The organism is Pararobbsia silviterrae (assembly GCF_003628125.1).
Lineage (GTDB): Bacteria > Pseudomonadota > Gammaproteobacteria > Burkholderiales > Burkholderiaceae > Pararobbsia > Pararobbsia silviterrae.
Window position 1 is genome coordinate 56,087 of record NZ_RBZU01000001.1, and the last position, 13,422, is coordinate 69,508.

Here is a 13,422-nt window from a genome sequence, read left to right on the forward strand (position 1 = left end):
CGAGGCAAGCTTGAAAGTCGCGCTGTTTGTTCCGTGTTTCATCGACGCGTTCTATCCCGAGGTCGGCATCGCCACGCTCGAGCTGCTCGAGCGATTCGGTCTCGACGTCCACTATCCGGCCACGCAGACCTGCTGCGGCCAGCCGATGGCCAACAACGGCAGCGAAGCCGACGCGGCCGGCTGCGAGCAACTGTACGCCGACAGCTTCGCGGGCTACGACTACATCGTGGGCCCGTCGTCGAGCTGCGTGCATCATGTGCGATCGCACATGACGGCGATCGTCCAGACCGAGGCCGTCACGCAGGTCCGCGCGCGGACCTATGAACTCGTCGAATTCCTCCATGACGTGCTCGGCGTGCGCGACTTTCCGTGGGCCGAGTTTCCGCACAAGGTCGGTCTTCACAATAGTTGCAGCGCGCTGCGCCATCTGAAGCAGGCCTCGATCAGCGAAGTCGACGCGCCCGCGTTCTCGAAGCCGCTCGCCCTGCTCTCGAACGTCAAGGGCATCGAATTCGCGGCCCCCACGCGGCCCGACGAATGCTGCGGATTCGGCGGCACGTTCTCGGTCGGCGAGGAAGCCGTGTCGGTCCGCATGGGGCAGGACAAGGTCCGCGATCATCGGACCGCGGGCGCCGAATACATCGTCTCGGCCGACATGTCATGCCTCATGCATCAGAAGGGCTGCTCGGACCGGATCGGGCTCGGCATGCGCTTCATCCATATTGCGCAGGTCCTCAACGGAGCCCGCGAATGACTGCGACGATACACGGCAAGCCCGGCAAGATCGATCACGCGAAAGCGGCCGGCAAGTTCATCGCGCGCGAAGACCATATCGCGTTCCACGACAAGCGCCTCTGGGACATCCGCCAGAAACGCGACACGCTGATGCACGGCATCCCCGAATGGGAGCAGCTGCGCGCGGCCGCATCGGCGCTCAAGGAACATACGCTCTCGCATCTGTCACAGTATCTCGAACAGTTCGCGGACCAGGCCGAAGCGCATGGCGTGAAGGTGCATTGGGCGGCCGACGCGCACGAGCATAACGAGATCGTTCACCGGATCCTGTCGGAGCGTCATGTGACGACGCTCGTCAAGAGCAAGTCGATGCTGACCGAGGAATGCGGCATGCGCCCGTATCTCGAAGCGCGCGGCATCGAGATCATGGAGACCGATCTCGGCGAACGCATCCAGCAGCTCGATCACGAGGATCCGAGCCATATCGTGATGCCCGCGGTCCACAAGCTGCGTCAGGACGTCGCCGAGGTCTTCTCGAAGACGATCGGCAGCGATCCGAAGAACACCGATATTCCGTATCTCGCGGAAAGCCAGCGTCAGCATACGCGGCCCTACTTCCTGCGCGCCGAGGCCGGCATGACGGGCTGCAACTTCGCGGTCGCCGAAACGGGCACCGTCGTCGTCTGCACGAATGAAGGCAATGCGGATCTCAGCGCGAACGTGCCGCCGCTGCATATCGTGACGATGGGCATCGAGAAGCTGATCCCGCGCACGCGCGATCTCGGCATCTTCGTGCGGCTGCTGTCGCGCAGCGCGCTCGGCTCGCCGATCACGCAATACACGTCGCACTTTCGCGCGCCGCGCGAAGGCGCGGAACTCCATTACGTGATCGTCGACAACGGCCGCAGCGAACGGCTCGCGATGCAGGACTTCTGGCATTCGCTCAAGTGCATCCGCTGCGGCGCATGCATGAACACGTGCCCCGTTTATCGGCGCAGCGGCGGTCTCTCGTACGGCAGCACCTACGCGGGCCCGATCGGCGCGATCATCAATCCGACCTACGATCTCAAGAAATTCAGCGCGCTGCCCTATGCGTCGACGCTCAACGGCAGTTGCTCGAACGTCTGCCCGGTCAAGATCGACATCCATGACCAGCTCTACAAGTGGCGGCAAGTCGTCGCCGCGCATCACGAGCTGCCGTTCGTCAAACAGAAGGCGCTCAGCGTCGCGGGACGTCTGCTCGCGAGCCCGAAGCTCTATCGGACGACGATCAAGTCGATGTCGACCGCGCTCGAACGTCTGCCGAACTTCATGCTCTACAACCCGCTGAACATCTGGGGACGCCACCGCGATCTGCCCGGCGTGCCCAAACAAACGTTCCACGAGTGGTATGCGACGCACCGCGGCACGCAGTCCGTCGAACCCGGACAGGAGCAGTCATGAGCTCACGAGAACGCATGCTCGCGAAAATCCGCGCGTCGCAGCCCGCGCCGGTCTCGATGCCCGACGTGCCGCTGTTCGAAACCCCGGCCGGCGATCGCATCGAACGCTTTATCGCGGGACTCGCGCTCTATGGCGGCGTCGCCGTGCGCGTCGATTCGATCGATGCGGCACGCGCCGCGATCGACGCGAAATTCGGGCCCGACGTCGCGCTGTGTTCGGTCGTCGACGCGATTCCGGGCTCGCGCGTGCTCGCGCCCGATACGCCGCCCGCGTCGCTCCACGATGTCGAGGTCGCGGTCGTGCCGGGTCGTTTCGGCGTCGCCGAGACGGGTTCGGTCTGGCTCAGCGAAGTCGAATATCGCGTGAATTCGATCGGCTATCTCGCGCAGCATCTCGTCATCGTGCTCGACGAAGCAAACGTCGTCGACGGCCTCCAGGACGCGTACCTGCGCGACGACTTCAACGGCGTGCGCTACGCGGTGCTCGTCACGGGCCCGTCGGCAACCGCCGACATCGAGGGCGTGCTCGTGCGCGGCGCACAAGGCGTGCGCTCGCTGACGGTCATGCTGGTCGGGTCCCGCTGAACGCGAGCGCGCGCAACGTCGGTCCCGCGTGCTGAAAGAACTGTTTGAGCCCCGCGCACAGATAGTTGAGCCGCGCGCGACCGTCGGCGGTCCGCACGATCCGGTTCTTCGGGCACTCGCCCCAGCACAGGCGCAGATGCGGACACGCGCGGCAATCGTCCGAGAGGGTCTCGCGCTTCGCGAAGCCGAAGGCCTTCTGCCGGTCCGAGAACGCGAGGTCGCCGAGATGTTCGACGCCCGTATCGCCGAGCGCGTACTCGGGATAGACGAAGTGATCGCACGAATAGACGCGCCCGTCGTGTTCGATCGCGAGCGCCTTGCCGCAGAACTCCGACGTCACGCAGAGCTGCGACGGTCCGCCGCGCGTCTGCACGACGGCCGTCTCGAACAGGTTCACGAGCACGCGGCCGACGTCCTTGCGCGCCCATTCGTCGAACGTGCGCTTCAGGAAATAGCCCCAGTCGTCGGGATCGACGGACCAGTCGGTCACGATCGAGTCCGGATGGCCGGGGCGCGCGGCGGGGGAGCCGACGAGCGGCAGCGCCGCGAGATCATGCCCGAGCGGCTCGCGGGTTTCGAAATCGCGTGTCTCGACGCACGGGCTGAACTGGATATAGGTCGCGCCGATCTCCTGCGTCAGGAAACGGTAGACGTCGACGGGCCTGCGCGCGTTGATCCGGTTGACGACGGTCAGCGCATTGAACGGCACGCCGTGACGCTTGAGCGCGTCGATGCCGCGCATGACGGCATCGAACGTCGGCTTGCCCGTGCGCGTGACGCGATACGCGTCGTGCAACGCGCGCGGGCCGTCGATCGATACGCCGACGAGAAAATCATGCTGCTTGAGGAACGCGCACCATGCGTCGTCGAGCAGCGTCGCGTTCGTCTGCAGATCGTTGACGATGCGCACGCCGCTCGGCCGGTACCGCTGCTGCAACTCGACGATCCGCTCGAAGTAGTCGAGCCCGAGCATCGTCGGCTCGCCGCCTTGCCACGAGAACACGATCTGCTCGCCGTCCTGCGCCTCGATGTACTGGCGGATGAACGATTCGAGCACCGCGTCGCTCATGCGCCGGCCGCGATGCTGATCGAGCAAGGGCTCCTTGTGCAGATAGAAGCAATAGCTGCAATCGAGATTGCACGTCGAGCCGATCGGCTTGGCCATCGTATGAAAGCGCCGCACGGCGCCTTCCGGTGCACGGTGCCGCTGCACCGGATGCGCGCGCACGATCGGAATCACGGCAGCGGTTCCGCCCATATCGACGCTCAGTCCGGATTGCCGAGCGGCAATTTGACGCCTTGCGATTCGAGCTGCTTGCGCAGCATCGCGTTCTTCTCGTATTCAGGCAGCGTGATCGGGCCCGCGTAGCTTTCGCTTTGCTGCTTGCGCGGCGGGTACTTGATGTAGGTCATCATGAGCTCTTCCATCGCATGGCCGAAGATCGGCAGCGTCCACGTGCGCTCGGTGTAGTTGTTCATGAAGATGTCGTAACGCTCCTGCGGATCCTGCTGCAGATCGAAAATCTGCGGGACGGTCGCGACATACTTCGCGGGGCCCTTCCAACCGAGGTTCGAATCGACAGCGAGACCGCCCGTCAGCACGCCGCCGTCGCCGCGCAGGTTGTAGACGGCCTTGTAGTTGCCCACGCGCACGGCGCCCGGCGACAACTCGTCCTCGGTAAAGAAGTACCACGTCGTGCGCGGATCGGGACCGGTGCCGAGCAGCACGGGCGTGATGTCGTAACTGTCGAAGATCGTCGGCTTGCCCGCGCGATCGGTCGTCGGCAGCTTCGCGCCGCCGAGCGACGCGAAGGTCGCCATCAGATCGAGGCCCCCGACGATGTCGTGATTGCGCGAATGGTCCTTGATATGGCCGGGCCACCACGCGATCGTCGGCACGCGCGAGCCGCCTTCGCGCACGGTCCCCTTCGTGCCGCGGAACGGCGTGTAGCCCGCATCGGGAAAGACGTCCTGCCACGCGCCGTTGTCCGACGTGAAGATCACGATCGTGTTGTCGGCGAGACCCGTCGCGCGAAGCTTGTCCATGATGCGGCCGACGCGCGTATCGAGCTCGACGACCGAGTCCGCATACTTCGTCTTCGACATCGACTTGCCCTGGAATTCGGGGGCCGGCATGTTCGGCTGATGGAGCTTCATGAAGTTGACGTTCATGAAGAACGGCTTGCCGTCGTGCTGCGCCGCGACGCGGTCGAGATAGTCGAGCGAAGCGCGCTCGACGTATTGATCGTAGAACGGAATGCCGACGACGCCTGCCGTATCGACGTATGCGCCGTTGATCTTGAAGTCCTCGTGCGGCTTTTCACCGGCCTTGCCCGACAGCGCGCCGCGCGTGACCTTCGAGAACATCGCGCGCATGTTCGGATCCATGTCGGGGAACCACGCGGGATCGGCATACGTATATGCGTTCAGGTGATAGAGCCCGACGTAGCGCATCTCGTCGTAGCCATGCGCGTTCGGCAGCGACTCGTCGGCTTCGCCGAGATGCCACTTGCCCACGAAGAATGTCTTGTAGTTCGCGGTCTTGAGCACCGACCCGAGCGTCCATTCGGCCGCGGGCAGACCGCCGCCCTGCCCCTGGAACGCAACGGTCGTCATGCCGCTGCGGTTCGGAATGCGGCCGGTCTGGATGGCCGCGCGGCCCGGCGTCGAGCTCGGCTGGCCATAGAACGAATAAAACGTCATGCCTTCGTCGGCGAGCCGATCGAGGTTCGGCGTCGGCATGCCTCGACCGACACCGCCGCCGTAGACGCCGAGGTCGCCCCAGCCCACGTCGTCGCCGACGATCAGCACGATATTCGGCCTGGGCGCCTGCTCCGCCGCCACCGCCTGGGCGCCCACGCCAAGCACTGTCAAACCAAGGGCGACGGCGCGCGCGATGCGTGCTCGTACAGGTCGTTTCGTCATGAGTCCACTGTTCCGCGTCGAGTCAAAAAGCGTGCGTAGGCTAGTCATGCGCGCCGCACCGCGGGAGACAACAAATGGTGATCGCCAGCTCGCCGCCCGCGTGGGCGGCACCGCGTTCGTCTATTCGCGACGGCATGCAAGCGCGTGCGCGCGCCGTGCCCGACCGCCCACGAATTTATGAGAATCGAAGGCCGTCGTGCGCCCGTTCATGCGGGATGGTGCGACATTGCGTCGCATCGGTATCGGACGGGTGTCGTCGCGTCAGCACGGGACCTCAGGTCGTCGCGCCGGGTCGCTAGTTCAGGCCGCTAATTCAGGTCATCGCGCCAGGTCGGCGCATCAGGTCGGCGCGCCGGCGTCGCGTCAAGCCGGCGCGTCGGCGTCGCGCGGTGCGGCGCCCGAATACTTGCGCAGCAGCGCGGTGAAGCGCGACGCGGCCTCGCCGAGGGGTTCGTGCTTGCGCACGAGGATGCCGAAGCCCGTGAGGTTCTTGCCAATCTCGACGGGCAGATCGACGAGCAGCCGTGCACGCAGGTAGTCGCGCGCGACCGACTCGGACAGCATCGCGACCGCATCGCTGCTCTGGAGCAACTGGAGCGTCGCGAAAATCGATGCGCACTCGACGAGATTCGCGGGCGACGACAGCCCCGCCGACGCGAGTTCCTCCTCGAACAGCTTGCGCGCGGGGCTCGTGATGGGCTGCACGACCCACGGCCATTCGATGAGGTCGGCGAGCCGCGGCGCGGGCTGGCCGATCAGCGGATGCCGCGCGCGCACGACGAGCTTCATCGTCTCGTTCGCGATCGGTTCGAAGTCGAAATGATTGTGCTGCAGCGGGTTCGTGAAGCGCCCGAGCGCGAGATCGATTTCGCGGCGTTCGAGCAGTTCGACGACCTGGTCGCTCGTCTCGCCGAGAATCCGGATATTGAGCAGCGGCCGTTCGGCCTTCAGATCGGCAACCGCGACGGCGACGAGATCGGGCGCGGCACCCATGATCGCGCCGACCGTCAACTGCCCGTGTCCGCCGCGGCGCTTGACCTCGAGGCCCTCGGCGAAGCGCGTCAGGTGCGCAAGCGACTGGCGCGCGTACGCGAGCGCCTCGATACCGAGCGGCGTGGGCTCCATGCCGCGCGCGTGCCGCTCGAACAGCGCGAAGCCGAACGCCTCCTCGATATCGGCGAGCATGCGGCTCGCGCTCGGCTGCGCGACGTTGATGTCGGCGGCGGCCTGATGGAGATTGCGCGTATCGTCGAGCGCGACCAGCAGCGACAAATGCCGAAATCGCAAGCGATTCACGAGTGTCACGAACGAGGGTGAAAGGGTCATCGCACCGATCCGCTTTTCTGATCGCCTGATCGTAACATCGGATTGAATGGTTATCGCTGGCCCGCTTATAGTCGAAGCACGGAATAAAACAATGCAACGGAGACAGGCGGCGCGCCGACGGTGCGCGACGTCCATGGAAACAGGATGTCGATGGAGACGATCGCCTTTCGCATGACGCTCAAGCCGGGCATGAAGGACGCGTACCGGCAGCGCCACGACGCCATCTGGCCCGAACTCGCAGCGGCGTTGCGCGAGGCGGGTATCCGCGACTACTGGATCTTTCTCGACGAATCGACACACCACCTGTTCGCCGTACTCAAGCGAACGCCCGATCACGCGATGGACGCGCTGCCGGGCTTGCCGATCATGCGGCGCTGGTGGGATCACATGGCCGACCTCATGGATACCGAGGCCGACCATGCGCCGGTCGTCGTGCCGCTCACGCCCGTATTTCATCTCGCGTAAGCGGCGCGGCGCGACACCTTGACGGACAGCATGCGCGGCGTGCTGTCGTGGATTTCCTTCTGCGAACGGATGCCGTGCCCATGAAGATCGTCGATCCGCATATACACCTGTGGGACCTCGATACGCACCACTACCCGTGGCTCGCGAACCCCGGCGTCTCGTTCGTCGGCGACGCGCGCGCGCTCAAGCACAACTATCTGATCGCCGATTTTCTCGCCGACGCCGACGCCGCCGGCAGCGCGCATGCGCCCGAAGCGCACGCCGTCGCCGACGCGAACGCCGCGGCGACGAATCCGACGGCGTCGCCCGAGCGCTTCGAGCTCGTCAAGGCCGTTCATATCGACGCGAATCACGATCCCGCCGACCCCGTCGAGGAAACCCGCTGGCTGCAGTCGGTGGCCGACGGCGCCGCGAGCCGAGGCATGCCGAACGCGATCGTCGCGGGCGCCGATCTGTCGGCCGACAACGTCGAGGCCGTGCTCGCCGCGCATGCGGCGTTTCCGAATACGCGCGGCATCCGGCAGATCCTCAACGTGCATGCGAATCCGCTCTACGACTACGTGGGCCGCCACTATATGCGCGAGTCGGCGTGGCGCCGCAATTTCGGATTACTGCGTAAATACCGGCTCTCGTTCGATCTGCAGCTCTACCCGTCGCAGATGCCCGAGGCCGTCGAACTCGCGCGGGAAAACCCCCATACGCCGTTTATCGTGAATCACGCGGGCATGTTCGTCGACCGCGACACGCCGCTCGGCTGGCGCGCGTGGCGCGACGGCCTGCGCGCGCTCGCCGCGTGCGAGAACGTCGCGGTCAAGATCAGCGGCCTCGCGATGTTCGACCACGCGTGGACGGTCGAGAGCCTGCGTCCGTACGTGCTCGAAACGATCGACGCATTCGGCGTCGAGCGCGCGATGTTCGCGTCGAATTTTCCGGTCGATCGATTGTTCGGCGGCTATCACGCGCTCTGGTCCGCCTACGCGGCGATCGTCAACGGCGCGAGCGCCGCCGAAAAAGAAGCCCTGTTCCGGCGTACGGCCGAACGGGTCTACCGGATCTGACCGCGCGACGCGGCACGCACGAGGCATTCGCCATGACCGACCCCACGACCGCGACACCCCGCCTCGCGCTGCATCGCGCGAGCAAGACCTTCGGCCGCGTGCGCGCGCTCGAGGACGCCTCGCTGACGCTCTGGCCCGGCGAGATCCATGCGCTGCTCGGCGAGAACGGCGCCGGCAAATCGACGCTCGTCAAACTGCTCGCCGGGGTCTATCAGCCCGACGGCGGCGAGCTGCGCATCGACGGCCAGCCGCGCGCGTTCGCGACGCCCGCCGACGCGCGCAACGCGGGCATCGCCGTCATCTATCAGGAGCCGACGCTGTTCTTCGATCTGTCGATCGCCGAGAACATCCATATGGGCCGGCAGCCGCGCGACCGCGCGGGCCGCATCCGCTACGACGCGATGCATGCCGACGTCGACCGGCTGCTCGAATCGCTCGGCGTGCATCTGCGCGCGCAGCAGCCCGTGCGCGGCTTGTCGATCGCCGACCAGCAGGTCGTCGAGATCGCGAAGGCGCTCTCGCTCAACGCGAACGTGCTGATCATGGACGAACCGACGGCCGCGCTGTCGCTGCCCGAAGTCCAGCGTCTGTTCGCGATCGCCGAGAAGCTCCGCGCGCGCGGCGTCGCGATCCTGTTCATCACGCACCGGCTCGACGAAGTCTTCGAACTCACGCAGCGGATCACGATCATGCGCGACGGCCGCACCGTCCACTTCGCGATGACGCGCGAGATGACGACCGATTCGATCGTCGCGAAGATGGTCGGCCGCGATCTCGATACGTTCTACCCGAAGGCCGACACGCAGCCCGGCGACGTCGCGCTGTCGGTGCGCGGCCTCACGCGCACGGGCGTGTTCCGCGACATCTCGTTCGACGTGCGGCGCGGCGAGATCGTCGCGCTCGCCGGACTCGTCGGCGCGGGCCGCAGCGAAGTCGCGCGCGCGATCTTCGGCATCGATCCTGTCGATTCCGGCGAAGTCCATCTGCTCGGCAAACGTCTTGTATTGGGCCGTCCCGCGGCGTCGGTACGCGCGGGGCTCGCGCTCGTGCCCGAGGATCGGCGCGGACAAGGCCTCGCGCTCGAACTCAGCATCGCGCGCAACGCGTCGCTGACCGTACTCGGCCGACTTGCGCGCGGCGGCCTGATCTCGGCGCGCAGCGAGGAACAGCTTGCGCAGACGTGGGGCCAGCGCCTGCGCCTCAAGGCCGCGAGCATGAGCGCGCCGGTCGGCACGCTCTCGGGCGGCAACCAGCAGAAGGTCGTGATCGGCAAATGGCTCGCGACCGATCCGAAGGTGCTCATCATCGACGAGCCGACGCGCGGCATCGACGTCGGCGCGAAGGCCGAGGTCTACCGGACCCTGGCCGATCTCGTCGGCGCCGGTATGGCCGTGCTCATGATTTCAAGCGAACTGCCCGAAGTGCTCGGCATGGCCGACCGCGTGCTCGTCATGCACGAGGGCCGTCTGAGCGCCGAACTCCCGCGCGCCGAGGCCGACGAGGAGCGCATCATGAGCGCCGCGCTCGGCCAGCGCTGGGAGCGTGCCGCATGAACCGCGCTCCTTCGATCTCCCATCGTCCGCATCACGACCTCTCCACGATGAGCTCATCGCATCCGTCCACTCCGAAGGCCCCCGCCCCGCCGCCCGCGGGACCGACCGAGCCGTCCGCCGGCGCCGCCGCGCGTCTGGTCTCCGCGCTCGCGCGCAATCGCGAAAGCACGCTCGTCGTCGTGCTCGTCGTCGTCGTGCTCGGCACGGCGCTCGCGCGGCCCGGCTTCCTCAACGTCCAGAACCTGCGCGACGTGCTGCTCAACGTCGCGATCATCAGCCTGCTCAGCGCGGGCATGACGGTCGTCATGCTGATGCGCCATATCGATCTGTCGGTCGGCTCGGTCGTCGGCATCACGGCCTATCTCGTCGGCACGCTCTATGTCGTCTTCCCGGGCATGCCGGTCGTCGTCGCGCTGCTCGCGGGCGTCGGCATCGGGCTCGTCGCGGGGTGCGTCAACGGCGCGCTCGTCACGTTCGGCCGCGTGCCGTCGCTCGTCGCGACGCTGTCGACGCTCTACATCATCCGCGGCGCCGACTACGCATACGTGCATGGCGGCCAAGTCAACGCGACGAGCCTGCCCGAAGCGTATTCGCGCCTCGCGACCGGCGCGTGGCTCGGCGTGCCGAATCTCGTGCTGATCGCTGCGGTCGTGCTCGCCGCGATGGGCGTCTATCTGCGCTACTACCGCGGCGGGCGCGAGTACTACGCGATCGGCTCGAATCTCGAAGCCGCGCGGCTCGCGGGCATCGCGGTGGACCGGCGCGTGTTCATCGGCTTTCTCGTCAGCGGCGCGATCGCGGGCTTTGCGGGCGCGCTCTGGCTCGCACGCTTCGGCACGGTCGACGCGAGCACGGCGAAGGGCATTGAATTGCAGGTCGTCGCGGCGGCCGTCGTCGGCAGCGTCGCGATCACGGGCGGCGTCGGCACGATCTGGGGCGCCACGCTCGGCGCGCTGCTGCTTGGCGTCATCAATATCTCGCTCGTCGTGCTGCGCGTCTCGCCGTTCTGGCAGCAGGCGATCCAGGGCGCGCTGATCGTCGCGGCGATCACGCTCGACACGCTGCTCGCGCGCTCCGTCGCCAAACGCATGATGAAGAAGCGCGAGCACGCGTAAGCACACGCAAGCGCGCCGATCACGATTGAATGGAACGACACGTCATGTCAGATACCGGCCTCAAACCCGACTCCGCCCCCGCAGCGGGCCGCCCCTCGCGCCGCGCGCTGCACTGGCCCTGGGAAGCCTCGCTCGCGGTCGTGCTCGTCGCGTCGCTCGCGCTCGGACGCGTGCTGTCGCCCGACTTTCTCGGCGCGGCGAATCTCTCGAACATGCTCGCCGACTTCACCGAAATCGCGTTGATGGCCTTGCCGATGACGCTGATCATCGTGGCCGCCGAGATCGATCTGTCGGTCGCCTCGGTGCTCGGCGCATCGAGCGCCTTGATGGGCGTGCTCTGGCATATGGGCCTGCCGATGCCCGTGGTCATCGCGATCGTGCTCGTCGCGGGAACGCTCGCGGGGCTGCTCAACGGGCTCGTGATCGTGCGGCTCAATCTGCCTTCGCTCGCGGTGACGATCGGCTCGCTCGCGTTCTTTCGCGGCCTCGCGTACGTGCTGCTCGGCGATCAGGCGATCGCCGACTTCCCGCCCGAATACACGTCGTTCGGCATCAACACGGTCGGCAATTCGTTTCTGCCGCAGCCCTTCGTCATCGTGATCGTGGGCGCGATCGTGTTCTGCGTGCTGCTCCAGGCGACGGCGTTCGGCCGCAGCCTCTACGCAATCGGCGCGAATCCGACGGCCGCGCAGTTCTCGGGCATCGACGTCGCGCGCACGAAACTCAAGCTCTTCGTGATCTCGGGCGCGATGAGCGCGCTCGCGGGGATCATCTACACGCTGCGCTTCACGAGCGCGCGCGGCGATAACGGCGAAGGCTTCGAGCTGTCCGTCATCGCGGCCGTGCTGTTCGGCGGCGTCAGCATCTTCGGCGGACGCGGTTCGATGATCGGCGTGCTGCTCTCGCTCGTGATCATCGGCGTGCTGCGCAATGCGCTGACGCTGACCGACGTGTCGAGCGAAGTGCTGACGATCATCACGGGCGCGCTGCTGCTCTCGTCGGTGCTGATCCCGAATCTGTTCGCGCGCTGGCGCGCGATGCGCGAACGCCGCGTGCTCGCCGCGCGCGCGGCCGCGCGGGTCTAGCGCGAAACATTCGTCTCACCGCAGTACCCACCCACGCACCGTCATCCGGCTAGCCGGCAGAAGAGTGCAACCTTAGGAGGCTTCACATGTTGCGAAACGTTCGAGCGATCGCGATGCCGGCCCTGTGCGCGGCGTTGCTTGCGGTCAGCGGGGTCGGCCACGCGGCCGACCTCAAGGAGGGACTCAAGATCGCGTTCCTGCCCAAGCAGATCAACAATCCCTACGAGGTCATCGCGGACAACGGCGGCCTCGACGCCATCAAGGAATTCAAGGGCGACGGCAAGGTCGTCGGTCCGTCGGACGCCGGCGCGTCGTCGCAGGTCCAGTACATCAATACGCTGATCACGCAGAAGGTCGACGCGATCGTCATCGCCGCCAACGATGCGAACGCCGTCGTGCCGTATCTGCAGAAGGCGCACGCGGCCGGCATCAAGGTCGTCACGTTCGACTCGGATACCGCGCCGGCCGGCCGCCAGATCTTCGTCAATCAGGCCGTCAGCGAGGACATCGGACGCGGTCAGATTCAGTTGACGTCGAAGCTCATCGGCGGCGAGGGCGAGATCGCCGTGCTGTCGGCGACGCCGAACGCGACGAACCAGAACACCTGGATCAAGTTCATGGAGGATGAACTCAAGAAGCCCGAGTACTCGAAGATCAAGCTCGTCAAGGTCGCTTACGGCAACGACGACGACCAGAAGTCGTTCGTCGAGACGCAAGGTCTGCTGCAAGCGTATCCGAACCTCAAGGCGATCATCGCGCCGACGACGGTCGGCATCGCCGCGGCCGCGCGCTATCTGTCGACGTCGCCGAAGAAGGGACAAGTCGTCGTGACGGGTCTCGGCACGCCGAACCAGATGCGCGCGTTCGTCAAGAACGGCACGGTCAAGGCGTTCCAACTGTGGGATCCGGGCGCACTCGGCTACCTCGCAGCCTACGCGGCCGCGAACCTTGCGTCGGGCACGATCACGGGCAAGGAAGGCGATTCGTTCGACGCGGGCAAGCTCGGCAAGCGCACGGTCGGCAAGAACGGCGAGGTCGTGCTCGGACCGCCGACGACGTTCGACGCAAGCAATATCGACAACTTCAACTTCTAAACCACCGCATCCGCCGCATCGGTCGATCGATGCGGTCAC

The 13,422-nt window shown here is 66.2% G+C and carries 12 protein-coding genes; 9 read left to right on the plus strand and 3 right to left on the minus strand.

Annotated features, from left to right (window positions below):
* The first annotated feature begins 10 nt into the window (after positions 1–10).
* From D7S86_RS00275 to D7S86_RS00285, 3 genes are read left to right on the plus strand one after another with little or no spacing between them, the layout of a single operon-like run.
* On the plus strand, positions 11–754 hold the full coding sequence (locus tag D7S86_RS00275; RefSeq protein WP_121082004.1) for a (Fe-S)-binding protein: 744 nt from the start codon (positions 11–13) through the stop codon (positions 752–754).
* Positions 751–2,178 carry a lactate utilization protein B gene (locus D7S86_RS00280; protein ID WP_205962722.1) on the plus strand — a complete coding sequence of 476 codons (1,428 nt, stop codon included), beginning with the start codon at positions 751–753 and terminating at the stop codon, positions 2,176–2,178. The genes D7S86_RS00275 and D7S86_RS00280 overlap by 4 nt, the downstream gene beginning before the upstream one ends.
* Positions 2,175–2,762: a LutC/YkgG family protein gene (locus tag D7S86_RS00285; RefSeq protein ID WP_121082008.1), complete on the plus strand. Its 588-nt coding sequence runs from the start codon at positions 2,175–2,177 to the stop codon at positions 2,760–2,762. Before D7S86_RS00280 ends, D7S86_RS00285 begins: the two co-directional genes overlap by 4 nt.
* Here the strand turns inward: D7S86_RS00285 and D7S86_RS00290 are convergent.
* The 3 genes from D7S86_RS00290 to D7S86_RS00300 all read right to left on the minus strand — a co-directional run bounded on the left by D7S86_RS00290 (position 2,740) and on the right by D7S86_RS00300 (position 7,013).
* A complete protein-coding gene (locus D7S86_RS00290; RefSeq protein WP_121082010.1) occupies positions 2,740–4,020 on the minus strand; it encodes an anaerobic sulfatase maturase in 1,281 nt (426 codons plus the stop codon). The genes D7S86_RS00285 and D7S86_RS00290 overlap by 23 nt on opposite strands.
* 8 nt (positions 4,021–4,028) lie before the next feature.
* Positions 4,029–5,687: an arylsulfatase gene (locus D7S86_RS00295; RefSeq protein WP_121082012.1), complete on the minus strand. Its 1,659-nt coding sequence runs from the start codon at positions 5,685–5,687 to the stop codon at positions 4,029–4,031.
* 363 nt (positions 5,688–6,050) lie between these two features.
* On the minus strand, positions 6,051–7,013 hold the full coding sequence (locus D7S86_RS00300) for a LysR family transcriptional regulator (protein WP_121082014.1): 963 nt from the start codon (positions 7,011–7,013) through the stop codon (positions 6,051–6,053).
* Between the two features lie 150 nt (positions 7,014–7,163).
* Between D7S86_RS00300 and D7S86_RS00305 the strand changes: the two genes are divergently transcribed.
* From D7S86_RS00305 to rhaS, 6 genes are all read left to right on the plus strand, one after another.
* On the plus strand, positions 7,164–7,478 hold the full coding sequence (locus D7S86_RS00305; protein WP_121082016.1) for an L-rhamnose mutarotase: 315 nt from the start codon (positions 7,164–7,166) through the stop codon (positions 7,476–7,478).
* Between the two features lie 80 nt (positions 7,479–7,558).
* Complete coding sequence (locus tag D7S86_RS00310; RefSeq protein ID WP_121082018.1) at positions 7,559–8,536, plus strand: amidohydrolase family protein; 978 nt, start codon at positions 7,559–7,561, stop codon at positions 8,534–8,536.
* 32 nt (positions 8,537–8,568) lie between these two features.
* Positions 8,569–10,089: a sugar ABC transporter ATP-binding protein gene (locus D7S86_RS00315; RefSeq protein ID WP_121082020.1), complete on the plus strand. Its 1,521-nt coding sequence runs from the start codon at positions 8,569–8,571 to the stop codon at positions 10,087–10,089.
* A 47-nt stretch (positions 10,090–10,136) separates the two neighbouring features.
* Entirely contained in the window at positions 10,137–11,204 is a 1,068-nt protein-coding gene (locus D7S86_RS00320) for an ABC transporter permease (RefSeq protein ID WP_121082022.1), read from the plus strand.
* Between the two features lie 44 nt (positions 11,205–11,248).
* A complete protein-coding gene (locus tag D7S86_RS00325; protein WP_121082024.1) occupies positions 11,249–12,289 on the plus strand; it encodes an ABC transporter permease in 1,041 nt (346 codons plus the stop codon).
* 86 nt (positions 12,290–12,375) lie between these two features.
* Positions 12,376–13,383: a rhamnose ABC transporter substrate-binding protein gene (gene rhaS, locus D7S86_RS00330; RefSeq protein ID WP_121082026.1), complete on the plus strand. Its 1,008-nt coding sequence runs from the start codon at positions 12,376–12,378 to the stop codon at positions 13,381–13,383.
* Positions 13,384–13,422 lie beyond the last annotated feature (39 nt).

Excerpts from the sequence above, each read along its gene's own strand:
- D7S86_RS00295 (WP_121082012.1), bottom strand. The coding sequence starts at position 5,687 with ATGACGAAACGACCTGTACGAGCACGCATCGCGCGCGCCGTCGCCCTT.
- D7S86_RS00280 (WP_205962722.1), top strand. The coding sequence starts at position 751 with ATGACTGCGACGATACACGGCAAGCCCGGCAAGATCGATCACGCGAAA.
- D7S86_RS00300 (WP_121082014.1), bottom strand. The coding sequence starts at position 7,013 with ATGACCCTTTCACCCTCGTTCGTGACACTCGTGAATCGCTTGCGATTT.
- D7S86_RS00290 (WP_121082010.1), bottom strand. The coding sequence starts at position 4,020 with ATGGGCGGAACCGCTGCCGTGATTCCGATCGTGCGCGCGCATCCGGTG.
- D7S86_RS00285 (WP_121082008.1), top strand. The coding sequence starts at position 2,175 with ATGAGCTCACGAGAACGCATGCTCGCGAAAATCCGCGCGTCGCAGCCC.
- D7S86_RS00325 (WP_121082024.1), top strand. The coding sequence starts at position 11,249 with ATGTCAGATACCGGCCTCAAACCCGACTCCGCCCCCGCAGCGGGCCGC.
- D7S86_RS00320 (WP_121082022.1), top strand. The coding sequence starts at position 10,137 with ATGAGCTCATCGCATCCGTCCACTCCGAAGGCCCCCGCCCCGCCGCCC.
- D7S86_RS00310 (WP_121082018.1), top strand. The coding sequence starts at position 7,559 with ATGAAGATCGTCGATCCGCATATACACCTGTGGGACCTCGATACGCAC.
- D7S86_RS00315 (WP_121082020.1), top strand. The coding sequence starts at position 8,569 with ATGACCGACCCCACGACCGCGACACCCCGCCTCGCGCTGCATCGCGCG.
- D7S86_RS00305 (WP_121082016.1), top strand. The coding sequence starts at position 7,164 with ATGGAGACGATCGCCTTTCGCATGACGCTCAAGCCGGGCATGAAGGAC.
- rhaS (WP_121082026.1), top strand. The coding sequence starts at position 12,376 with ATGTTGCGAAACGTTCGAGCGATCGCGATGCCGGCCCTGTGCGCGGCG.